17 protein-coding genes are annotated in these 21,264 nt (G+C 72.0%); 11 read left to right on the top strand and 6 right to left on the bottom strand.

Annotation, left to right across the window (positions count from 1 at the left end):
* Positions 1-1,896, top strand: a 1,896-nt coding sequence (locus CA984_RS28965) for an acyl-CoA dehydrogenase family protein (protein WP_086576687.1), incomplete at its 5' end; no start/stop codon positions are given.
* 100 nt (positions 1,897-1,996) lie between these two features.
* Here CA984_RS28965 and ligD read toward each other — a convergent pair.
* A complete protein-coding gene (gene ligD / locus CA984_RS28960) occupies positions 1,997-3,001 on the bottom strand; it encodes a non-homologous end-joining DNA ligase (protein ID WP_086576685.1) in 1,005 nt (334 codons plus the stop codon).
* A 346-nt stretch (positions 3,002-3,347) separates the two neighbouring features.
* Between ligD and msrB the strand changes: the two genes are divergently transcribed.
* Entirely contained in the window at positions 3,348-3,749 is a 402-nt protein-coding gene (gene msrB / locus CA984_RS28955) for a peptide-methionine (R)-S-oxide reductase MsrB (protein ID WP_012893155.1), read from the top strand.
* 306 nt (positions 3,750-4,055) lie between these two features.
* On the opposite strand, the gene CA984_RS28950 is transcribed toward msrB, so the two are convergent.
* From CA984_RS28950 to hemG, 3 genes are all read right to left on the bottom strand, one after another.
* Positions 4,056-4,661, bottom strand: a complete 606-nt coding sequence (locus CA984_RS28950) for a hypothetical protein (protein ID WP_086576684.1) — start codon at positions 4,659-4,661, stop codon at positions 4,056-4,058.
* 212 nt (positions 4,662-4,873) lie between these two features.
* Positions 4,874-5,515, bottom strand: a complete 642-nt coding sequence (gene hemQ / locus CA984_RS28945; RefSeq protein ID WP_242676233.1) for a hydrogen peroxide-dependent heme synthase — start codon at positions 5,513-5,515, stop codon at positions 4,874-4,876.
* 91 nt (positions 5,516-5,606) lie between these two features.
* Positions 5,607-7,046 (bottom strand): protoporphyrinogen oxidase, encoded by a 1,440-nt coding sequence (hemG, locus tag CA984_RS28940; protein WP_086576682.1) that lies wholly within the window; start codon positions 7,044-7,046, stop codon positions 5,607-5,609.
* A 132-nt stretch (positions 7,047-7,178) separates the two neighbouring features.
* On the opposite strand from hemG, the gene CA984_RS28935 reads away from it, so the two are divergent.
* Positions 7,179-8,552: a DUF4349 domain-containing protein gene (locus tag CA984_RS28935; RefSeq protein ID WP_086576681.1), complete on the top strand. Its 1,374-nt coding sequence runs from the start codon at positions 7,179-7,181 to the stop codon at positions 8,550-8,552.
* A gap of 26 nt (positions 8,553-8,578) precedes the next feature.
* Here the strand turns inward: CA984_RS28935 and hemE are convergent, their stop codons facing one another.
* On the bottom strand, positions 8,579-9,616 hold the full coding sequence (gene hemE, locus CA984_RS28930; protein WP_086576680.1) for a uroporphyrinogen decarboxylase: 1,038 nt from the start codon (positions 9,614-9,616) through the stop codon (positions 8,579-8,581).
* Positions 9,617-10,300: 684 nt separating this feature from the next.
* On the opposite strand from hemE, the gene CA984_RS28920 reads away from it, so the two are divergent.
* The 6 genes from CA984_RS28920 (at position 10,301) to CA984_RS28895 (ending at position 16,607) form a co-directional block, all read left to right on the top strand.
* Positions 10,301-10,897: a DUF3000 domain-containing protein gene (locus CA984_RS28920; protein ID WP_012893162.1), complete on the top strand. Its 597-nt coding sequence runs from the start codon at positions 10,301-10,303 to the stop codon at positions 10,895-10,897.
* Positions 10,894-12,120, top strand: coding sequence for a ribonuclease D (locus CA984_RS28915; protein WP_086576679.1), 1,227 nt, complete (start codon positions 10,894-10,896; stop codon positions 12,118-12,120). The genes CA984_RS28920 and CA984_RS28915 overlap by 4 nt, the downstream gene beginning before the upstream one ends.
* A 496-nt stretch (positions 12,121-12,616) precedes the next feature.
* Complete coding sequence (locus CA984_RS28910; protein ID WP_086576678.1) at positions 12,617-13,759, top strand: Gfo/Idh/MocA family protein; 1,143 nt, start codon at positions 12,617-12,619, stop codon at positions 13,757-13,759.
* Positions 13,759-14,889 (top strand): dihydrodipicolinate synthase family protein, encoded by a 1,131-nt coding sequence (locus CA984_RS28905; protein WP_086576677.1) that lies wholly within the window; start codon positions 13,759-13,761, stop codon positions 14,887-14,889. The genes CA984_RS28910 and CA984_RS28905 overlap by 1 nt, the downstream gene beginning before the upstream one ends.
* Positions 14,890-14,915: 26 nt before the next feature.
* Positions 14,916-15,743 (top strand): sugar phosphate isomerase/epimerase family protein, encoded by an 828-nt coding sequence (locus CA984_RS28900; protein WP_423229331.1) that lies wholly within the window; start codon positions 14,916-14,918, stop codon positions 15,741-15,743.
* 117 nt (positions 15,744-15,860) lie between these two features.
* Positions 15,861-16,607 (top strand): hypothetical protein, encoded by a 747-nt coding sequence (locus CA984_RS28895; RefSeq protein ID WP_165781456.1) that lies wholly within the window; start codon positions 15,861-15,863, stop codon positions 16,605-16,607.
* A gap of 70 nt (positions 16,608-16,677) precedes the next feature.
* On the opposite strand, the gene CA984_RS28890 is transcribed toward CA984_RS28895, so the two are convergent.
* Positions 16,678-17,670 (bottom strand): LacI family DNA-binding transcriptional regulator, encoded by a 993-nt coding sequence (locus CA984_RS28890; RefSeq protein WP_086576674.1) that lies wholly within the window; start codon positions 17,668-17,670, stop codon positions 16,678-16,680.
* A 146-nt stretch (positions 17,671-17,816) separates the two neighbouring features.
* Here CA984_RS28890 and CA984_RS28885 point away from each other — a divergent pair, with 146 nt between their 5' ends.
* Both CA984_RS28885 and CA984_RS28880 read left to right on the top strand, forming a co-directional pair.
* A complete protein-coding gene (locus CA984_RS28885) occupies positions 17,817-19,016 on the top strand; it encodes a thiolase family protein (RefSeq protein WP_012893169.1) in 1,200 nt (399 codons plus the stop codon).
* Positions 19,013-21,085 (top strand): 3-hydroxyacyl-CoA dehydrogenase NAD-binding domain-containing protein, encoded by a 2,073-nt coding sequence (locus CA984_RS28880; protein WP_086576673.1) that lies wholly within the window; start codon positions 19,013-19,015, stop codon positions 21,083-21,085. Before CA984_RS28885 ends, CA984_RS28880 begins: the two co-directional genes overlap by 4 nt.
* Positions 21,086-21,264 lie beyond the last annotated feature (179 nt).

Here is a 21,264-nt window from a genome sequence, read left to right as displayed (position 1 = left end):
CCGGTGAACCCCCCGGCCCCGGATGCCCGGACCGCGGACGCCCGGACCGCGGACGCCCCGCCCTCGCGGGACGGGTCCCTCCCGGTGCACGGCCTGCTCCCCGGTCTGGCCGGCGGCACCCTGACCGCCGCCGTCGCCCTGCCCGGCGGGGCGCGTGCGGCCGCGGCGGGCCCGGCCGCGACCGCGCTCGGCTCCCCCGGCGCCGACCTCTTCGTCCTGCCGCTCCCCGACGGCCGGTGGGCCGCCCTCGACCGCGCCGACTGCGCGGCCGAGGGCCTCGACGGCATCGACCTGTCACGCCGCCTGGCGGCCGTGATGGCGCACGCCGTACCGGACGACCGCGTGCTGGGCGGGGTGACCTCCGGCCTCGTGGCGGACCTGGCGGCCGTCCTGCTCGGCGCCGAGGCCTGCGGGGTGGCGGCCTGGGCGGTGGCCGCCGCCGCCGGCCACGCCAGGGTCCGCGAGCAGTTCGGACGGCCGATCGGCCAGTTCCAGGGTGTCAAGCACAAGTGCGCCGCCATGCTCGTCGCCCTCGAACACGCCCGCGCCGCGGTCTGGGACGCCGCCCGCGCGCTCGACGGCGACGGACCCGCGGACGAGGCGGCGCTGGCGGCCGGCACGGCCGGGGTGCTCGCCGCGGACGCCGCCGTACGGTGCGCGGCGGACGCGATCCAGGTCCTGGGCGGCATCGGCTACACCTACGAGCACGACGCCCACCTCTACTACCGCAGGGCGCTGTCCCTGCGGGCGCTGAGCGGCGACCCCGGCGAGTGGGCCGAACGGGTGGCCGAGCTGGCCGCCGGCGGGGTCCGGCGGCGGATGGAGCCCGACCTGCCAGCGGAGGCCGGGGCCCTGCGGGAGGACATCAGGGCCTCGGTGGCGTCGCTGGCCGGGGCGGAACCGCTGGACAGGCTCGCCCGGCTCGCCGGCGAGGGCTGGATCATGCCGCATCTGCCCAGGCCCTGGGGCCGCGCAGCCTCACCGCTGGAGCAGGTCGTCATCCACCAGGAGTTCCGGGCCCTCAAGCGCCCCAACCTCGGCATCGCCGCCTGGGCCGTTCCCTCGATCGTCCGCTACGGCACCCCGCGGCAGCAGGAGCGCTTCCTGCCCCGGACCCTCACCGGCGAGATCATGTGGTGCCAGCTCTTCAGCGAGCCCGGCGCCGGGTCCGACCTCGCCTCCCTGACCACCAAGGCCGTCCGGGTCGAGGGCGGCTGGTCGCTGAGCGGCCAGAAGATCTGGAACTCCCTCGCCCAGTGGGCCCAGTGGGCCATCTGCCTGGCCAGGACCGACTCCGACGCCCCCAAGCACGAGGGCATCACCTACTTCCTGGTCGAGATGTCCTCCCCCGGCGTGACCGTCCGCCCGCTGAAGGAGATCAACGGCGAGGAGATCTTCAACGAGGTCTTCCTCGACGACGTCTTCGTCCCCGACGACCTGGTCGTCGGCCAGGTCGGCCAGGGCTGGCGGGTCGCCCGCGACACCCTCTCCCACGAGCGCGTCGCCCTCGGCGACTCATGGGGCCCCGGTTCCCGGCACACCGACATGGTCAGGCTGATCGGCGAGCTCGGCGGCCCCGGCGCCCTGCGCCCGGCCGCCCGGGAGGAGTCCGGGCGCCTGTGGGCCTCCGGTCAGGCCCTGTCCGCCCTCGGCCTGCGCGTCACCCTCTCCCAGCTCTCCGGAGGAGAGTCCGGGACCGCCTCAAGCGTCCGCAAACTCCTCGGCATGCGCCACTCCCAGGCCGTCTCGGAGTTCTGCTGGTCGCTCGCCCCCGCCTCGCCGTACTGGAACCGGATGATCCTCACCACCCGCGCCTTCACCATCGGCGGCGGCACCACCGAGATCCAGCTCAACATCATCGCCGAACGCGCCCTGGGCCTGCCCCGCGATCCCTGACCCCGTACGCCCGCCGCCCGCGGCGGCGAGACCGGCCGGGAGGGGCGGCCGGTCGTCGGCCCCGGCGTCGGGCGAGACGGCCGCCGCCGAGGCCGGTCACTCACCGGGAATCGTCGCGCGCCTTGCTGGGCTGCACCCGCTTCGGCTCGCCGGGCATCTTCGGGTAGTTGGGCGGATAGGGCATGTCACCCCGGTCGTCGCGCTCGAACCACTCCAGAAGGGGCTCGATCGAGAAGGCCCGGTCGTCGATCGCGGCGTGCACGTCACCCAGCTTGGCGAACCGGGTCGGGACCGTCCGGATGTCGAAGTCGCGCGGGTCGGCGTCCGCCAGCTCCTCCCACGTGAGCGGGGTCGAGACCGGGGCGTGCGGCTTGGCCCGGACCGAGTAGGCGGCGGCCACGGTCCGGTCGCGGGCGTTCTGGTTGTAGTCGATGAAGACCCGTTCTCCCCGCTCCTCCTTCCACCACGCGGTGGTGGCCAGGTCGGGCACCCGGCTCTCCACCTCCCGGGCGAAGGCGATGGCGGCGTGACGGACCTGGGTGAAGTCCCAGCGCGGCTCGATCCGCAGGCTGACGTGGACGCCCCGGCTGCCGGAGGTCTTGGGGAAGCCGGTCATGCCGAGCTCCCCGAGGATCTCGTTGACCGCGAAGGCCACCCGGCGCGCCTCCTCGAAGCCCGTGCCGGGCTGCGGGTCGATGTCGATGCGCAGCTCGTCGGGACGGTCCACGTCGGAGGAGCGGACCGGCCACGGGTGGAAGTCGATGGTCCCCAGGTTCGCGCAGTAGGCGATGGCGGCGACCTCGGTCACCCGGAGCGCGTCGGCGGTGCGCCCGCTGGGGAAGCGGACCGTGACCGTCTGGAGCCACTCGGGGTGTTTGGCGGGCATGCGCTTCTGGTAGATGCCCTCGGTCTCGACCCCGTCGGGATGGCGCTTGAGATAGGTGGGGCGGTCGTACAGCGCGCGCAGCGCCCCCTCCCCCACGCTCACGTAGTACTCGACCAGGTCGCGCTTCGTCGCCCCGATCTCTGGAAAGTAGACCTTGTCGGGGTTGGTGACCTTGACGACTCTGTCCCCGACCGTGAGTTCGATGTACGGCGATGCCATGAACCGAACGCTACTCTCCGAAAGGCGGGTCCGCCCCGGAGTCGCCACGGCGGCGGGACCGGGCTCTCGACGGGACGGACCATGCGACCACCCGTCTCGCTCTCCGGTTCCGGGCGCTGGCGCGCCACCCGGCCGGCGGCATCCGGCCACCCAGTTGATCGTTGGGCGGCCCGACAGATGATCTCACCCTTAATCAGGAAGGCGAAAAACCCCCCTGGTGATAAAGACGCCAAATCGGACATTATTGGATGCTTCGCCCTTAGTGATTTTTTCGGACATCCGGCAGGCTCCGCCCCCCGGTGCCCGCCTCCACCGGGGACGCGCCGCGACCGCATAGGCTGATGTGATGGACAAGGTGGTCAAGAGCGACGCCGAGTGGCGCGTCCAGCTCTCTCCCGAGGAGTTTCACGTTCTCCGCCAGGCGGGCACCGAGCGCCCCTTCACCGGAGAATACGTCGACACCAAGACCGAAGGCGTCTACAGCTGCCGGGCCTGCGGGGCCGAGCTGTTCCGGTCCGACACCAAGTTCGAGAGCCACTGCGGCTGGCCGAGCTTCTACGAGCCGTCGGAATCGGAGGCGGTGACCCTGATCGAGGACCGCTCGCTCGGCATGACCCGCGTCGAGGTCCGCTGCGCGGCCTGCGACTCCCATCTCGGCCACGTCTTCCACGGCGAGGGCTACGCGACCCCCACCGACGACCGCTACTGCATCAACTCCGTCTCGCTCAGGCTGGAGCCCACCGACTGACCACCGGCTCCGCCGGGCCCGCGGGGCGGGGCCGGCGGAACGGTCACACCTTCCGCGCCCACCGGCCCGGACACGCCACATTTGGCATCCCCGGCGGTGCGGGCGGGCAGAGGCGGGGTAGAGCGAAATCACGCAGAGTATACGGACACCTCCGTAACGTGATCTTCCTCGAGGAGCCGCCGTGCACATCCGGCACAAGTGGGAGGTCATAGAGATCATCGGCCGGGTGGTCACCCAGCGCTGCAAGGTCTGCGGCAAGACCCGGGTCCGGGTGACCTGATCGGGCGGAACGCCCCGCCGCCCCCGCTATCCGCCGGGCTCGGGATGGGTGACGCGGCAGTCGGAGTCGTCGGGCCCGAGGATGTTCGCGAGCACGGGATTGCCGTTCTCCCCGAACTTCGCCTGGACGAAGACCACCGGGCTGGACACGCCGAGCTCTCCGACGAGATAGTTCACGCCCGTCTCACACAGCTTCAGCGCCTGCTTCGAGTTGTCCGCCGACTCGGGAAGATCCGTATATATCCGTAGATAGCCACCGACTATGCGGATGTCCTTGACGCGCTTGGTCGCCTTGTGGCTCTCGAAGTAGGCGAACGCCTTCTTGTCGCTGTGCTTGGACAGCCCGGCGGCCTTGGTCTCGTCCGCCGCCTGCTTGCCCGCGCCGGGCCGGGCGGCCATCACCGGGCCTCCACCGGCGGCGGCCTCCAGCGGCGCCGCCGGGGCCATCCCCGCCGCCTGCGACTGCGCCTGGGACTGCGGGGCGGGCCGCAGCAGGGACCCTCCCAGCGCCAGCCCCGCGACCGCCAGCGCGGTCACCCCCACCGAGACCTCCAGGATCCGCGACCGGATCTTCCTCTTGCGGCGCGCGTCCGCGCGCCCGGTGGACCGTGCCAGGTCTTCGCCTCTTCTCACCCTTGGCCTCACATAGACAGGTGATTTTCCCTGAGTATGACAAACCACGGGATGATATCGGACGTTTCGCGGAATTCATCTGGACGTCGCCGCCCCCGAGGTCCCACGTGTCCCGGGGACCCCGGGCGTACCCGGGACGACGGCGCGCCAACCGGCTCCGGGGCACCCCGTCCGCGACGGCGGGCCGGGACCGTGCGGCCTCCGCGCCCGGGCTACGGCAGGGCGGCGATCAACTCGCTGACCGGCTTGCGGATCCCCGTGAAGAAGGGGGTCTCCTCCCGGGTGTGCCGCCGGGCCTCGGCGGCGCGCAGGGTGCGCATCAGGTCGACGATGCGGTGCAGGTCGTCGGCCTCGAAGGCCAGCATCCACTCGTAGTCGTTCAGGGAGAAGCAGGCGACGGTGTTGGCCCGGACGTCCGGGTAGTCGCGGGCCATCTTGCCGTGCTCGGCGAGCATCCGGCGGCGGTCGGCGTCGTCCAGGAGGTACCACTCCAGGGAGCGGACGAACGGGTAGACGCTGACGTAACGGCGCGCCTCCTCATCGGCCAGGAAGGCCGGGATGTGCGACTTGTTGAACTCGGCCGGGCGGTGCAGCGCCATCGCCGACCAGACCGGCTCGGTCAGCAGCCCGAGGTCGGTGCGGCGGAACCGGGCGTAGGTGTCCTGAAGGTCCTCGGCGGTCGGCGCGTGCCACCAGAACATGAAGTCGGCGTCGGCCCGGAAGCCGGCCACGTCGTAGAGGCCGCGGGTGACCACGTCCTTCTCCGCCATCTGTGCCAGCAGGTCCTCGACCTCGTCGGCCATGCCCTCACGGTTGTCCGGGCAGCGCTCGGTCAGCCTGAAGACCGACCACATCGTGTAGCGGATCACCTGGTTCAAGTCGCGCGCCTTGGGCCGCGGGTTCCCGTCCGTCGTCCTCACCTCTTCGTCAGTTCCGTCGACGCCGTCAGCTCGTCAGCGAGTCGGCTCTCTTCTGCCATTCTCCCGTGGGGTCCAGGTGGTCCAGAATCCGGGCCGCCGCGGTGCGGGCGGTGGAGATGCAGGCCGGGATGCCGACGCCGTCGTAGGCCGCGCCGCACAGGGCCAGGCCCGGCTGGCCCGCGACGGCGGCGCGGATGCGGGCGACCCGGTCGAGGTGACCCACGTCGTACTGCGGCAGGGAGCCGCCCCAGCGGGTCACCCGGGAGTCGCGCGGCAGCCCGCGCACCCCCATGACCTCGACCATCTCGGCCATCGCCAGCGCGATCAGCTCGGCGTCGTCGCGCTGGAGCACCGCCTCCTCCCCGAGGCGGCCGATCGAGCACCGCAGCAGGATCAGGTTGGGGTCGGCCTCGGCCAGGTGCGGCCACTTGACCGAGCTGAACGTGGCGGCCTTGATCGGCCGCCCGTCGACGGGCGGCACCAGGTAGCCGCTGCCGGTCAGCGGCTGGGGGAACGCCTCTCGCGGGTAGGCGAGGGTGACGATGGCCATGCTGGCGTAGTCGATCCTGGCCAGCTCAGCGGCGGCCAGAGGCGCCTCACCGGCGAGCAGGCGGCTCGCCGACGGTCCCGGGGTGGCGACGATCACCGCGTCGGCCTCGATGACCTCGGGCTCGGGCACCGGCCCGGCCACCAGCTGCCAGCCGCTCCCGGACCGGCGCATCTCCCGGACCATGACGCCGGTCCTGATCTCCGCGCCGGAGGCCTCGGCCACGGCCTCCGGCAGGCTGCCCATCCCCCGCCGCAGGGTGGTGAAGACGGGCCCGGCGTCCTTGGGCGCCTCGGCGACGATCTCCCGGGTAGCGGCGAGCAGCGACCGCTCGGAACGGGCCGCGATGGCGATCCTCGGCATCGTCGCGTCCAGCGAGAGCCTGTCGGCCTGGCCGGCGTAGACGCCGCCGAGCAGCGGCTCGATCAGGCGCTCGACCACCTCGCTGCCCATCCGGGCGCGGATGTAGGCGGCCACCGACACGTCGGTGCCGACGAGCGTGGCGGGCAGGATCTGGTCCAGGGGCACGCGGGCGAGGCCGCCGGGGCTGAGAATGCCGGATCTGGCCAGCGAGGTCAGGTCGGACGGGACACCCATGACGTGCCCCTTGGGCATGGGCCGCAGCGTCCCCCGGGACAGGATGGCCGCCTGGGTGGCGCCGGGATGCCGTAACTCCTCGCCCAGGCCGACCATCCGGGCCAGGTCCTTGCCCTCGGGCCGCCGCGCGAGCATCGCCTCGGCCCCGGCGTCCGCCGAGACCCCCGCGACCTCGGTGGCCAGAAGCTTGCCGCCGACTCGCCGGGCGCCGTCTAGCACGGTCACCCGGACACCTTCGCCGCCCTGTCGCAGGTACCACGCGGCGGCCAGCCCCGCGATCCCGCCGCCGACGATCACCACATGGCACCGGTTGCCTTCCATGACTCCTGACCGTACCGTCCCCCATGGGCGCCCGTGCGACCCGCCACCCCGTGTCCCGCGGGCACGGGGAACGTGACGTCATCGTGACTCCCCCTGCCAAACCCCAGCGGCGGACAGCCCGTCAATAAGGACATGAGCAGATTCCGGTACGGCCGGCGCCTCGCGGTCCCGCTGGCGGGTTTGGCGTTGTTGGTGTCCGCCTGCGGAGGCACGGGCGGATTCACGACCTCCGACTCCGCCCCCGCTCCGGCGGCCGGCAGGCAGACGAGGGGTCCGGACGGGGAGTCCGGCGCGGGCGAGAGCGCCCCGCGGCCCGCGGAGCCGCGGGCGCGGACCGAACAGGTGAAGGTGGTCCCGCAGGACCGGGCGATCATCTACACGGCGGAGATGACGGTCCGGGCGAAGGACGTCACCGGGGCGGCCGACCGGGCCCGGCAGATCGTCACCACCGCCGGTGGCCACCTGGCCATGGAGAAGTCGGACGCCTACTCCGGCGGCGAGGGCTCCGCGATGCTGGTCTTCAAGATCCCGCCCGGGGGCTACCCCGGCGTGCTGGAGCGCCTGGGCAAGGAGCTCGGCACGCGCGAGTCGCTCCAGCAGAACACCGAGGACGTCACCGAGCAGGTGGCTGACGTGGAGAGCCGGCTGAGGTCGGCGAAGTCGGCGCTCGACTCGCTGCGCGCGCTGCTGAAGAAGGCCGACACGATCGGCGAGGTGCTGGACGTCGAGCGGGAGATCTCCGGCCGCGAGTCCGATCTGGAGGCGCTCCAGGCCAGGCAGAAGTCGCTCGCCTCGCAGACGAGCCTGGCGACGCTGACGCTGAACCTGGTGGGCCCGGCGACGGTGATCCCCGAGGAGGAGGACGAGCCGTCCGGTTTCCTCGGCGGCCTGCGGTCGGGCTGGAATGGCTTCGTCACGGCCCTCAAGATCGGGCTGACGGTCCTGGGCGTCCTGCTCCCCTGGCTGATCGTGATCGTCCCGCTCTGGCTGCTGGTGGCCTTCATGCTCCGCCGTAGCAGGAGGAACGGCTCCCGGAAGGCGCCGTCGCGTCCGCTCGCGGCCGCTCCCGGCGGACCGGCGGGGAGCCCCGGCGGCCAGGGATCCCAGTGGGTCTTCGACGGCCCCGAGCGGGATCAGGCTCCCGACGGCCCCGGCCAGGCACAGCTTTCCGAGCAGGGACGGGCTCCGGACGGCCCCGGGCGGGCACAGCCTTCCGAGCGGGCACAGGTGCCCGACGGACCCGGCCACGCACAGCCTTCCGGGCGGGCACAGGTGCCCGACGGACCCGGCCACGCACAGCCTTCCGGGCGGGCACAGGTGCCCGACGGACCCGGCCGCGCACAGCCTTCCGGGCGGGCACAGGTTCCTGACGGGCCCGGCCGGCCACAGCCTTCCGAGCGGGATCGGACGCCGGACGGACCCGGCCGGGCACAGCCTTCCGAGCAGGGACGGGCTCCCGGCGGACCCGGGCGGGGGACGGGCCCGGATCCGTCCGAGGGGCCGTAGGCCCGCCGCGTTCCCGGCGCGGGACGTCAGCGGGCCGAGGTCCTGTGCACGAAGTCCGTGAGGCGGGCGAGCTGGTCGGGGTCGGCGCCGGGCGGCACGCCGTGGCCGAGGTTGAAGATGTGGCCCTCGGCCTTGGCCCCGCGGGCGAGGATGTCACCCGCGCGGCGCTCGACGACCTCCCAGGGGGCGAACAGCGTCGCCGGGTCCAGGTTGCCCTGCAGCGCCTTGCCCGGCCCGACCCGCCGGGCGGCCTCGTCGAGCGGGACCCGCCAGTCGACGCCGACCACGTCGGCCCCGGCCTCGCCGAGCAGGGCGAGCAGCTCTCCGGTGCCGACGCCGAAGTGGATGCGGGGGACGTCCAGGTCGGCCAGGCCGGCGAAGATGCGGCTGGTGTGGGGGAGGACGAACTCGCGGTAGTCCTCGGGGGCGACGGCGCCGACCCAGGAGTCGAAGAGCTGGACGGCCGAGGCTCCGGCGGCGATCTGGATGCGCAGGAATTCGAGGGTGATCGCGGTCAGCCGCTCCATCATGGCGTGCCACAGACGCGGCTCGCCGTACATCATGGCCTTGGTGTGGTCGTGGTTCTTGGAGGGGCCGCCCTCGATGAGATACGAGGCCAGGGTGAACGGCGCGCCCGCGAAGCCGATGAGCGGGGTCGGGCCCAGCTCGCCGGTCAGCGCGCGCACGGCCTCGGTGACGTAGGGGACGTCGCCGGGCTCGATCGGGCGCAGCGCCTCGATCGCGGCGGCATCCCTGATCGGCTCGGCCACCACCGGGCCGACGCCGGGCTTGATGTCCAGGTCGATCCCGATCGCCTTGAGCGGCACCACGATGTCGCTGAAGAAGATGGCCGCGTCCACGCCGTAGCGGCGGACCGGCTGCATCGTGATCTCCACGATGAGCTCGGGGGTGGCGCACGCGGTGAGCATCGGCACCTCTCCGCGCACGGCCCGGTATTCGGGCAGCGAGCGACCGGCCTGGCGCATGAACCACACGGGTGTGTGAGAGACGGGCAGGCGGCGGCAGGCGCGCAGGAACGGAGAGTCGGCAAGCTCGGGAGTCACCCTCCCAGGGTGCCATGCCAGGGGGGCGGTCCGCTCACCAAGGCCATTAGCTGGGGTTCTCGGTACGAAATCACCGGTTATTCAATGAGATCACTACCAACAACGCCCAGACAGTTTCAAGTCATGACGACGATCGGGTTCTGCCGGTTTCGAGTGCTTCGTCCGCCGGAAACCGATGTAGGTAGGCATCCGATGCCGTGGGACGGCGCGGAGCGATCATGTTTCCGGGTACAGTTCCTCCCATTGATGAACCTGGCGCAGCCCCTGACTGGTCCAAATGTTCGTCAAGTCACCGCGCGGCATCGATTCCGGCACCACTTTCGGGACACGCCGAGCACGTTGCGCGGAATTGTCGGCGCGACGTGCCAACGTCGGACCACGACCCGACGAAAGGCCCGTGCGATGTCCACGATGTGGAGTTCACCCGAACGCCGCGGTGAGCACTGTGCTTCCTGTGCCACCGAACGGGTTTTCGAGCAGCCCCCCTGTTCCGACGGCCACGGGCCGGGCCGGTGCCCCGAGTGGGCCTGCGCCGAGTGCGGTCACGCGCTGTTCCTCGGCGTCCCCGACGGCGAGGGCGCGCCCGTCCTCCGCCGGTCGATGGCAGTGGCTTGATTGGCTCCAATGGCTCCTACACACACCCCAGTGGTCCCAATGCGCTCAGTTCCGACCTACTCTTCCGATATGACCCTCGGTGACGCACCGCCCGCTCCCGCCGCCTTCCGGCGGGCGGCGGCCACTCTGCGCCCTGCCGAGGTCAGACCGGAGATCGAGCTGGAGGACATCCCGGCGCCCCAGCGCCTGGCCCCCTACTCGGCGGCCATCGGCGCGTCGGTCTATCGCGACGACGACGAGCTGGCGGTCGGCCGCCTCATCATGCTCTTCGACCCGGACGGCCAGCGCGGCTGGGACGGGCCGTTCCGCCTGGTCGCCTACGTCCGGGCGGACATGGAGCCGGAGATCACCGAGGATCCGCTGCTCGGTCCCGTCGCGTGGAGCTGGCTCACCGAGTCGCTCGACGCGCACGGCGCCGGTTACGCCGCCGCGGGGGGGACCGTCACCCGGGCGGTCTCCGAGGGCTTCGGCAACAAGGCCGAGGACCCGGTGACCACGGAGCTGGAGCTGCGCGCCTCCTGGTCTCCGCTGGAGGAGGATCTTTCCGGCCATGTCGCCGCCTGGTGCGATCTGATGTGCCTTGCGGCGGGTATACCACCCCTGCCACCCGACGTGGCGACCCTGCCGCCACGCCGTCGCGAAGATCCGGAGCCCTTCCGAACGTGACCGACGAGACAACCATCGTTCCGCTGCTGGAGCCGCGAGAGGGAATCCCACCCGTCATCGAGGATCCCGCGGACCTCGCGCGTGTCGTGCGCGCCTTCGCCGAGGGCACCGGCCCGGTCGCCGTGGACGCCGAGCGGGCCTCCGGCTACCGCTACAGCGGCCGCGCCTACCTGGTGCAGCTGCGCCGCGCGGGTGCGGGAAGCGCGCTGATCGACCCGACCTACTGCCCGGACCTGTCGGAGCTCGACACGGCGCTGGCCGACGCGGAGGTCGTGCTCCACGCGGCCTCCCAGGACCTTCCGTGCCTGGCGGAGCTGGGCTTCCGTCCCCGGGAGCTGTTCGACACCGAGCTGGCCGGGAGGCTGCTCGGCTACGAGCGGGTCGGGCTCGGCCTGATGGTGGAGAACGTCCTCGGGCTGAAGCTGGAGAAGGGCCACTCGGCCGCCGACTGGTCCACCCGCCCGCTGCCGGAAGACTGGCTGCGCTACGCGGCGCTCGACGTCGAGGTCCTGGTCGAGCTGCGGGACGTCCTCTACGAGGAGCTGAGGACCAGCGGGAAGCTGGCCTGGGCGCAGGAGGAGTTCGCCTCGGTGCTGGCGTACAAATCACCCGCGCCGCGCTCGGATCCGTGGCGGCGCACCTCCGGGATCCACAAGGTCCGCTCGCTGCGCGGGCTGGCCGTGGTCCGGGAGCTGTGGACGCTCCGCGACGAGTTCGCCCGCGAGTCGGACCTCGCCCCCGGCCGGGTCCTGCCCGACTCGGCGATCATCACCGCCGCCCTGGAGCTGCCCCGCACCACCAAGGCGCTCACCGAGATCCCCCCGTTCACCGGCCGCAGCGCCCGCCGGCACCTGCGCGACTGGCTGGCCGCGATCGGCAGGGGCCGCGCGCTGCCGGACTCGGAGCTGCCGCAGCCCAGCACCCCGGGTGACGGGCCGCCGCCCGCCAACCGGTGGATGGACCGCGACCCGGTCGCCGCCCGGCGGCTGGCCGCCGCCAGGGCCGTGGTGGCCGCGCTCGCCGACGAGCACCACATGCCGACGGAGAACCTGGTCCAGCCCGACGCCGTGCGCCGCCTGACCTGGGAGCCGCCCTCGGTGATCGACGAGGAGACCGTCTCGGCCCGGCTGCGCGAGCTGGGCGCCCGGGAGTGGCAGATCGGCCTGACCGCCCATCCGATGGCCAAGGCGCTGATCCGGCTGGAGACCAAAGGCGAGATTTAATACATCTGCCCGAAAAGTCGCTTTAGCCATGATCTGTCCATTAAGTTCTCACGGCTGACATCCCGGGCGAGCCGTGGTCCATCCGTCTCCACTCTGAGACGGCGATCCGGATCGCCCTCGAATGGGCGGCGCCCGCGTGCCGCCACGCCTTTCCGTGCCGCACTTCCAGCAACAATCCCCCCATTTTCACATCTTTCATGCTTTATGTACGGCATGCAGGCTTATATCCATTTCCAGCGGGCGATCATCTGACCCTGAATGACTTTCCCGGCCTCTGTCCGCACCCGGACGCGGCACTCCGGCGCCCTCACGGCCTCCTGCCGGCCTGTCCCGCTCCGGCAGAGTGATCACGCCTCATGATCGGCCGTCTCGCCGGCGTCGTCACCTGACGCCTCCCGGCCGGGCCGCTCGGACCTCTCCTGGAAAGCGCTTGCCGAGGGCGCGACGGCTGCCGTACGGTTATATGGAAAGCGCTTTCCACAGGAGGCTCGAGAAGATGTCACCGCGAAGCATCGGCGTCGTGATGAACGGCGTCACCGGCCGTATGGGTTACCGCCAGCACCTGGTCCGATCGGTCCTGGCGATCAACGAGCAGGGCGGTGTGACGCTGTCCGACGGCAGCCGGGTCACGCTCAAGCCGGTATTGGTGGGCCGGAGCCCGGAGAAACTCGCCAGGCTCGCCGCCGCGCACGGCATCGCCGACTGGACCACCGACCTGGACGCAGCCTTGGCCGACGACGGCAACCTCGTCTACTTCGACGCCCAGGTCACCCAGGCCCGGGTGAAGTCCGTGCTGAAGGCGATCGACGCGGGCAAGCACATCTACGCCGAGAAGCCGACCGCGGAGACCTTCGAGGAGGCGCTGGCGCTGGCCGAGGCCGCGACCGCCAGAGGCGTGAAGAACGGCGTCGTGCAGGACAAGCTCTTCCTGCCGGGGCTGCTCAAGCTCAAGCGCCTGATCGACGGCGGCTTCTTCGGCCGGATCCTGTCGGTGCGCGGCGAGTTCGGCTACTGGGTCTTCGAGGGGGACTGGCAGACCGCGCAGCGCCCGTCGTGGAACTACCGCGCCGAGGACGGCGGCGGCATCGTGCTGGACATGTTCCCGCACTGGGCCTACGTGCTGGAGAACCTGTTCGGCCGGGTCCGGTCGGTCTACGCCCAGGCCGTCACCCACATCCCCGAGCGGGTGGACGAGGAGGGCAGGACCTACCCGGCCACCGCCGACGACGCCGCCTACGGCGTGTTCGAGCTCGAGAACGGCATCGTGGCCCAGATCAACTCCTCCTGGAGCGTCAGGGTGAACCGGGACGAGCTGGTGGAGTTCCAGGTGGACGGCACGCACGGCAGCGCGGTCGCGGGCCTGCGCGACTGCCGCGTCCAGCACCGCGCCACCACCCCCAAGCCGGTCTGGAACCCCGATCTCCCCGTCACCGCGCGCTTCCGCGACGGCTGGCAGGAGGTGCCCGACAACGCCGACTTCGACAACGGCTTCAAGATCCAGTGGGAGATGTTCGTCCGCCACGTGATCGAGGACGCGCCGTTCCCGCACGACTTCGCCTCCGGCGCGCGCGGCGTCCGCCTCGCCGAGCTGGGCCTGCGTTCCTCCGCCGAGGGCCGCCGCCTGCCGGTGGAGCCCTGATGAGGATCACACTGCCCGGCGGGGAGCACACCCTGCGCGAGCCGGTCACCTGGGCCAGGCCTCCCGGTCCCGCGAAGAGCCGCACCGTCTACGCCGCCGCCCACGTCGTCGCCGACCCGCTCGGCGACAACACCCCCGGCTCCCCCGCCGCCGTCGACTGGGACGCCACGCTGCGCTTCCGCCGCCATCTGTGGTCCCACGGCCTGCGGGTCGCCGACGCCATGGACACCGCGCAGCGCAACATGGGCCTGGACTGGGCGGCCACCCGCGAGCTCATCGGGCGCAGCGCCGCCGAGGCGGCGGCCTTCGGCGACCCGGCCGCGCTGGTGGCCTGCGGCGCGGGCACCGACCACGCGCCGCGGGCCGGGACGCTGGACGAGATCGTGGCCGCCTACACCGAGCAGATCGAGACCGTGCGGAACGCCGGCGCCAGCGTCGTCGTCATGGCCAGCCGCCGGCTCGCCGCGATCGCGCGCGGGCCCGAGGACTACCACACGGTCTACGGCAAGCTGCTCTCCCAGGTCGACCGGCCGGTGATCCTGCACTGGCTCGGCGAGATGTTCGACCCGCATCTCGCGGGCTACTGGGGCTCGGCGGACGTGGCGGAGGCCACCGCGTCGTTCCTGGCGCTGATCTGCGAGCACGCGCCGATGGTGGACGGGGTCAAGGTCTCGCTGCTGGACGCCGAGCACGAGATCGGGCTGCGCGCGGCGCTGCCCGAGGGCGTGAGGCTGTACACCGGCGACGACTTCAACTACCCCTCACTGATCAGGTCGGGCAGCCACGCGCTGCTGGGCATCTTCGACGCGATCGCCCCGGCGGCGGCCGCGGCCCTGCACGCGCTCGACGCGGGCGACCTCGAAGGCTACGACGAGATCATGGACCCGACGGCCGTCCTCTCCCGGAAGATCTTCGAGACGCCGACCTACAACTACAAGACCGGCATCGTCTTCCTGGCCTGGCTCAACGGCCACCAGGACGCCTTCTGCATGGTCAACGGCGCCCAGGCGGCCCGGTCGCTCCCCCACCTGAGCGAGGTGTTCCGCCTGGCCGACCGGGCCGGGTTGCTGGCCGACCCCGAGCTGGCGGTCTCCCGGATGAGGTCCCTACTGGCGGTGCACGGACTGTGAGCGGGCGGACAGGAGACGGGCGGGCCGTGCGCCGTTTCGCGCTGAACCAGTGGACGACCAGGCGGTGGTCGGTGGCCGAGGCCGTCGACGGATGCGTACGGCACGGCGTCGAGGCCATCGGCCTGTGGCGGCAGGACGTCGCCGAGCAGGGGCTGGAGGAGACCGTCGAACTGGTCGGGGACGCCGGGCTGCGGGTGTCGTCCCTGTGCCGGGGCGGCTTCCTGACCTCGGGGGACGCGCTCGACGACAACCGCAGGGCGATCGACGAGGCCGCCGCCCTGAAGGCCGCCTGCCTGGTCATGGTGGTCGGCGGCCTGCCGGGCGTGGTCCCCGGCGAGCCCCTGGGCGCGATCTCGCGGGATCTGGCGGGCGCTCGGGAGCGGGTCGCCGAGGCGCTGGCCGTCCTTGCCCCGTACGCCGGTGAGCGCGGGGTCAGGCTGGCCCTGGAGCCGCTCCACCCGATGTACTGCGCCGACCGGGCGGTGCTGTCCACCCTCGGTCAGGCCCTGGACCTCGCGGAGCCGTACCCGGTGGAGCAGGTCGGCGTCGTCGTCGACACCTTCCACGTCTGGTGGGACCCGCAGGTCTTCCGGCAGATCGCCAGGGCCGGGGAGCGGATCGCGAGCTACCAGGTGTGCGACTTCCTGTCCCCTCTCCCGGCCGACGTGCTGCTCGGCCGGGGCGTGATGGGCGACGGCGTGATCGACTTCGCACCCCTGACCGCGGCCGTGACCGAGGCGGGCTACACCGGGGACATCGAGGTGGAGATCTTCAACGCCGACGTGTGGGCCGCCGATCCCGACGAGGTGCTGCCCAGGATCATGGCCAGGTTCGGCGAGCTCGTCGGAGGCTGACACACGGGGCCGGACGTGCGGCGGGAGGTCCGTTCCGCCGCGGGACGGAGGTGTCCATCCGGTCCCGATGACGGCTTCACGCCGGAGCGGTGGGCGGGTAACCGTACGGTGGGGGTTATGACGACCGCAGAGAGCGAAGCGAGTCCCGCCGTACAGCGGCCGCCGGAGCATGTGACGGCTGTGTTCGAAGCGATAAGGGAGTGGGAGGCCGCCAATCCGGAGTCGGCCCCCACCGGACAGGGAGAGGCCATTCTGTGGGCTCTCGGCAAACGTGACCAGGCGCCGATCAGCGGTCGCCCGTCATCGGGAGCCTTGCCCACTCTGGCCGAAGCACGTGCGGAGATCGATGCCGCCGAACGGGTTCCGCGCGAGGGCCGGGTTGTTCCGGCCGACGGGGTCATCAGTGCCCTGAACTGGTTGATCGGCGCGAAGGACGGAGTGCCGATGCCCGGTCGCCGCTCCTCCACGGGCTGGGGACATCTGGTCGGTGGCCGGGGGGTGATCCTGCGCACCGACGCCGAGATCAACCGGGTCGCCGAGCTGGCCCGGGCGGGCCTGCGGAGCATGCCGGGCGAGCGGGAGAAGGCATGGTGCTCCGGAACGGTCGCCGTGTGTGAATGGCTGCTCGGTCACCGCTCGAAGTCCCCCGTCCGGAACACCCCCCGCCCCATTCACGGGCCGACCGGACTCAACCTCGGAATGGAGGAGAGCGCCGCCGAGGACGTGTCCCGGCAGCTCGGCCGGGGTCGCCAGCATCCTCCCGCCTACGGCGACGGGGTCATCTGGACGATCCGCTGGCTACGCGGGCAGATCACCGTCCCGCCCATGAACGAGCAGGGACAACCGACGCTCAGCAACCGCTGACCGCCTCCTACGACGCGAACGGCCCGGACACCCGTGAGGTGGCCGGGCCGTTCGTCGCGCCGAGGCGGCCTCAGGCGGGCCCGCGCGTGCTCTCCCGCAGGACCACCTCACCGGCCACGGACTCGACCCGGATCCCCTCGGCGGCGTCCAGGGCCAGCTCCAGCGCGCGGGCGCCCATGTCGGCGAGCGGCAGCCGTACCGTGGAGAGGGCCGGGACCAGGTCCCGCAGGGTGACGATGTCGTCGAAGCCCGCCACGGAGATGTCGTGCGGCACCCGGACCCCCCGGTCCCTGAAGGCCGCCAGCGCGCCCACCGCCATCACGTCGTTGACCGCGAACACGCACGTGGCGCCGGAGACCTCGGCCGCCGCCGCGTAGCCACCGTCCCGGTCGAAGGAGCCGTGCACGATCTGCGGGGCGGGCAGGCCGAGCCCGGCGAGCACCCCGGCGAACCCCGCCACCCTGTCGCGGGCCGTGATCAGCCCGGCGGGGCCGGCCAGCACCGCGAAGCGGCGGTGCCCCAGTCCGGTGAGGGCCCGGGCCAGCGCGGCGGCGCCCTCGCGGTTGCCCGGCACCACCGTGTCGGCCCCGAGCAGGTCCTGGCCGACGCAGGCCACCCGGCCGCCGGTCTCCCGGTAGCGGTCGAGCTCCTCCCGGAGCCTGCGGGTCACGTGCGGGTCGGCGATCCGGGATCCGGCGAGCAGCACGGCGCAGACCCGCTGCGCGTTCAGGGCCGAGACGTAGGAGATCTCCCGCTCGGGGTCGCGGCGCGTGGTGCCGACCATGACCACGAGTCCCTGGCTGTCCGCCACCCGCATGGCCCCGTCGGCGAGCGCGGCGAAGTAGGGGTCGGTGAGGTCGTGGACCACCAGCCCGATCACGTTGCTGGCCCCCCGGGCCAGCGTCTGGGCGGCCACGTTGGTCCGGTAGCCGAGCTGGGCGGCGGCCAGCTCCACCTTGGCGCGCAGGGACGCCCCCACCTGCCGGGTGCTTCCGTTGAGCACCCTCGACGCCGTGGCGAGCGAGACGCCCGCCTGCCGTGCGACATCCTCAAGCGTGACCATCGGCAACCTCCAGGAAAGCGTTTTCCAAGTCTGCCAGAGACGTCCTCCCCCCGCATCCCGGACGCACGGACCCCCTGATCGCACGAGGTGTTGTTACCGACCAGTAGCATAGGGGGGAAGCTACCCAGCAACGAGGAGCGAACCCCGTGCCTTCCTCTCGTGACGTCGTATTCGTCGACGGCGTGCGCACGCCGTTCGGCAGGTCGGGCCCCAAGGGGCTGTATGCCGAGACGCGCGCCGACGACCTGGTGATCCGCGTCATCCGCGAGCTGATCCGGCGTAATCCCAACCTGCCGCCGGAGCGCGTCGACGAGGTGGCCATCGCGGCCACCACGCAGATCGGCGACCAGGGCCTGACCATCGGCCGCTCCGCCGCGGTACTGGCCGGGCTGCCCAAGAGCGTGCCCGGCTACTCGATCGACCGCATGTGCGCCGGCGCCATGACCGCCGTGACCTCGGTCGCCGGAGGCATCGCCTTCGGCGCCTACGACGTCGCCATCGCCGGTGGCGTCGAGCACATGGGCCGCCACCCGATGGGTGAGGGCGTGGACCCCAACCCCCGGTTCCTGGCCGAGCAGCTCGTGGACGGCTCCGCCCTGGTCATGGGCATGACCGCGGAGAACCTGCACGACCGCTACCCGGCCATCACCAAGGAGCGCGCGGACGCCTTCGCCCTCGCCTCCCAGGAGAAGGTCGCCAAGGCCTACGCCGACGGCCGGATCCAGCCCGACCTGGTCCCGATGGCCACCCGGTCGGCGGAGAAGGGCTGGGGCCTGGCCACCGCCGACGAGGGGCCCCGCCCCGGAACCACCCTTGAGGGGCTCGCCACGCTGAAGACCCCTTTCCGCCCGCACGGCCGGGTCACCGCGGGCAACGCCTCCGGGATCAACGACGGCGCGACCGGCTGCATCGTGGCCGCCTCCGACGTCGCCGAGGAGCTCGGCCTGGCCCCCAAGATGCGCCTGGTCTCCTATGCCTTCGCGGGCGTGGATCCCGAGGTCATGGGCGTCGGCCCGATCCCGTCCACCGAGCGGGCGCTCCGCCTGGCCGGGCTCTCGATCTCCGACATCGGCCTGTTCGAGATCAACGAGGCCTTCGCCGTACAGGTGCTGGCATTCCTGGAGCACTTCGGCATCGCCGACGACGACGCGCGCGTCAACCCCTACGGCGGCGCGATCGCCTTCGGTCACCCGCTTGCCTCCTCCGGCGTGCGGCTGATGACGCAGCTCGCGCGCGAGTTCGGCGAGCGCCCCGACGTCCGGTACGGCGTGACCACGATGTGCGTCGGCATGGGCATGGGCGGAACGGTCATCTGGGAGAACCTGGGCTGGGAAGGTAAGAAGTGACGGACATCAAGGAACTCTTCGCCGACGAGGTCGTCACCAAGGCGATCGTCCGTGACGTGGAGCTGCCGTACGGCGCGGGCACGATGGCCCTGATCACGCTGGACAACGGCTTCGACCACACCAAGCCGTCCACGTTCGGCCCCGGAGGCCTCACCTCGCTGGACGAGGCCCTGGACTCGGTGGCCGGCCGCGGTGACCTGGCGGCCGTGGGCGTCATCGGCAAGCCGTTCGTCTTCGCGGTGGGCGCCGACCTCAAGGGCGCCGCGACGGTCTCCGAGCGGGACCAGGCGCTGCAGATCGGCAAGCTGGGCCACGAGGTGTTCCGCCGCCTCGGCGAGCTGGAGGTGCCGTCGTTCGCGTTCGTGAACGGCGCGGCGATGGGCGGCGGCCTGGAGGTCGCCCTCCACTGCACCTACCGGACCATCTCCTCCGGCGTGCCCGCGGTGGCCCTGCCCGAGTGCTTCCTGGGCCTGGTGCCCGGCTGGGGCGGCACCCAGCTGCTGTCCCGCCTGATCGGCCCGGCCGCGGCCATCAAGCTGATCATCGAGAACCCGCTCTCGCAGAACCGCATGATCAAGGGCCGCGACGCCTTCGCGGCCGGCGTCGCCGACGCGATGTTCGAGCCCGCCGACTTCCTGGAGGAGTCGCTGCGCTGGGCGGCCCGGGTGCTGCGCGGCGAGGTGACCGTCTCCCGGACCGACCACACCGCCGAGGACTGGTCCAAGACCGTCGCCGACGCCCGTTTCCTGGTCGACATGAAGCTGCACGGCGCCTCCCCCGCCCCCTACCGGGCGCTGGACCTGATCGAGCTGGCCCGCACCGCCTCACGCGACGAGGGCTTCGACGCCGAGGACCAGGCCCTGGCCGACCTCCTGATGGGCGACGAGCTCCGCGCCGGCCTCTACTCCTTCGACCTGGTGCAGCGCCGGGCCAAGAAGCCCGCCGGCGCCCCCGACAAGGCCCTGGCCCGCAAGGTCACCAAGGTCGGCGTCGTCGGCGCGGGCCTGATGGCCTCCCAGATGGCGCTGCTGTTCGCGCGCCGCCTGGAGGTCCCGGTCGTGCTGACCGACCTGGACCAGACCCGGCTGGACAAGGGCGTCGGCTACGTCCACGCCGAGATCGACAAGCTCCTCGGCAAGGGCCGCGTCTCCGGCGACCAGGCCAACCGGCTCAAGGCCCTGGTGACCGGTTCGCTGACCAAGGACGCGTTCGCCGACGCCGACTTCGTCATCGAGGCGGTCTTCGAGGACCTGAAGGTCAAGCAGAAGGTGTTCGCCGAGGTGGAGGAGGTCGTCTCCGCCGAGTGCGTGCTGGCCACCAACACCTCCTCGCTGCCGCTCACCGAGATGGCCTCCTCGCTGAGGCACCCCGAGCGGGTCGTGGGCTTCCACTTCTTCAACCCGGTGGCCGTGATGCCGCTGCTGGAGATCATCCGGGGCGCCGAGACCGACGACGCGACGCTGGCCACGGCCTTCTCGGTCGGCCGGTCGCTGAAGAAGTCGTCCGTGCTGGTCAAGGACGCGCCCGCGTTCGTGGTCAACCGGATCCTGACCCGGTTCATGGGCGAGGTCATCGGCGCCGTCGACGAGGGCACTCCCCTGGAGGTCGCCGACCACGCGCTGGACGGGCTCGGCCTGCCGATGACCCCGTTCACCCTGCTCCAGCTCGTCGGCCCGGCCGTCGCGCTGCACGTCGCCGAGACCATGCACGCCGCCTTCCCGGCCCGCTACGGCGTGTCGGACAATCTCGCCCGGCTGGTCGCGGCCGGCAAGCCCGGCGTCTACGCCCCGGACTTCTCACTGGACGCCGAGGCGGTGGCCCTCTTCTCCGGCGGCACCTCCCCGTCGACCGCCGAGGAGGTACGGCTGCGCGCGCTGCGGGCGCTTGAGGAGGAGATCCGCCTCATGCTCGACGAGGGCGTGGTCGCGGCCGCCCAGGACATCGACCTGTGCATGATCCTCGGCGCGGGCTGGCCGTTCCACCTGGGGGGCATCACCCCGTACCTGGACCGGACCGGGATCGCCGAACCGCGCTTCCTGCCGCCGGGCGTGGCCTCCGTCCCCGCCTAGCGGCACCTCCCGTCGCAGCCTTCCCTGACGGCCGTCCCCGCCCCGAGCCCGCCGTAGGGGATGCCGGACCGGAGAACGGGCGGATTCTTTTACCGGAAGAGGGCCGGATCATCACCCGGCCGGGGAATCACCCCTCATGTGAGAACCGTCAAGATCGTCTCCGCGGCGGCGTTCGCCCT

The organism is Streptosporangium minutum (genome assembly GCF_002149035.1).
Taxonomy (GTDB): Bacteria; Actinomycetota; Actinomycetes; order Streptosporangiales; family Streptosporangiaceae; genus Streptosporangium; species Streptosporangium minutum.
This window is presented reverse-complemented; position numbering and strand designations above follow the sequence as displayed.

Excerpts from the sequence above, each read along its gene's own strand:
- CA984_RS28920 (WP_012893162.1), top strand. The coding sequence starts at position 10,301 with ATGACCCTCGGTGACGCACCGCCCGCTCCCGCCGCCTTCCGGCGGGCG.
- hemG (WP_086576682.1), bottom strand. The coding sequence starts at position 7,046 with ATGGAAGGCAACCGGTGCCATGTGGTGATCGTCGGCGGCGGGATCGCG.
- msrB (WP_012893155.1), top strand. The coding sequence starts at position 3,348 with ATGGACAAGGTGGTCAAGAGCGACGCCGAGTGGCGCGTCCAGCTCTCT.
- ligD (WP_086576685.1), bottom strand. The coding sequence starts at position 3,001 with ATGGCATCGCCGTACATCGAACTCACGGTCGGGGACAGAGTCGTCAAG.
- CA984_RS28905 (WP_086576677.1), top strand. The coding sequence starts at position 13,759 with ATGAGGATCACACTGCCCGGCGGGGAGCACACCCTGCGCGAGCCGGTC.
- CA984_RS28890 (WP_086576674.1), bottom strand. The coding sequence starts at position 17,670 with ATGGTCACGCTTGAGGATGTCGCACGGCAGGCGGGCGTCTCGCTCGCC.
- hemQ (WP_242676233.1), bottom strand. The coding sequence starts at position 5,515 with ATGTGGTCGGTCTTCAGGCTGACCGAGCGCTGCCCGGACAACCGTGAG.
- CA984_RS28895 (WP_165781456.1), top strand. The coding sequence starts at position 15,861 with ATGACGACCGCAGAGAGCGAAGCGAGTCCCGCCGTACAGCGGCCGCCG.
- CA984_RS28935 (WP_086576681.1), top strand. The coding sequence starts at position 7,179 with ATGAGCAGATTCCGGTACGGCCGGCGCCTCGCGGTCCCGCTGGCGGGT.
- CA984_RS28910 (WP_086576678.1), top strand. The coding sequence starts at position 12,617 with ATGTCACCGCGAAGCATCGGCGTCGTGATGAACGGCGTCACCGGCCGT.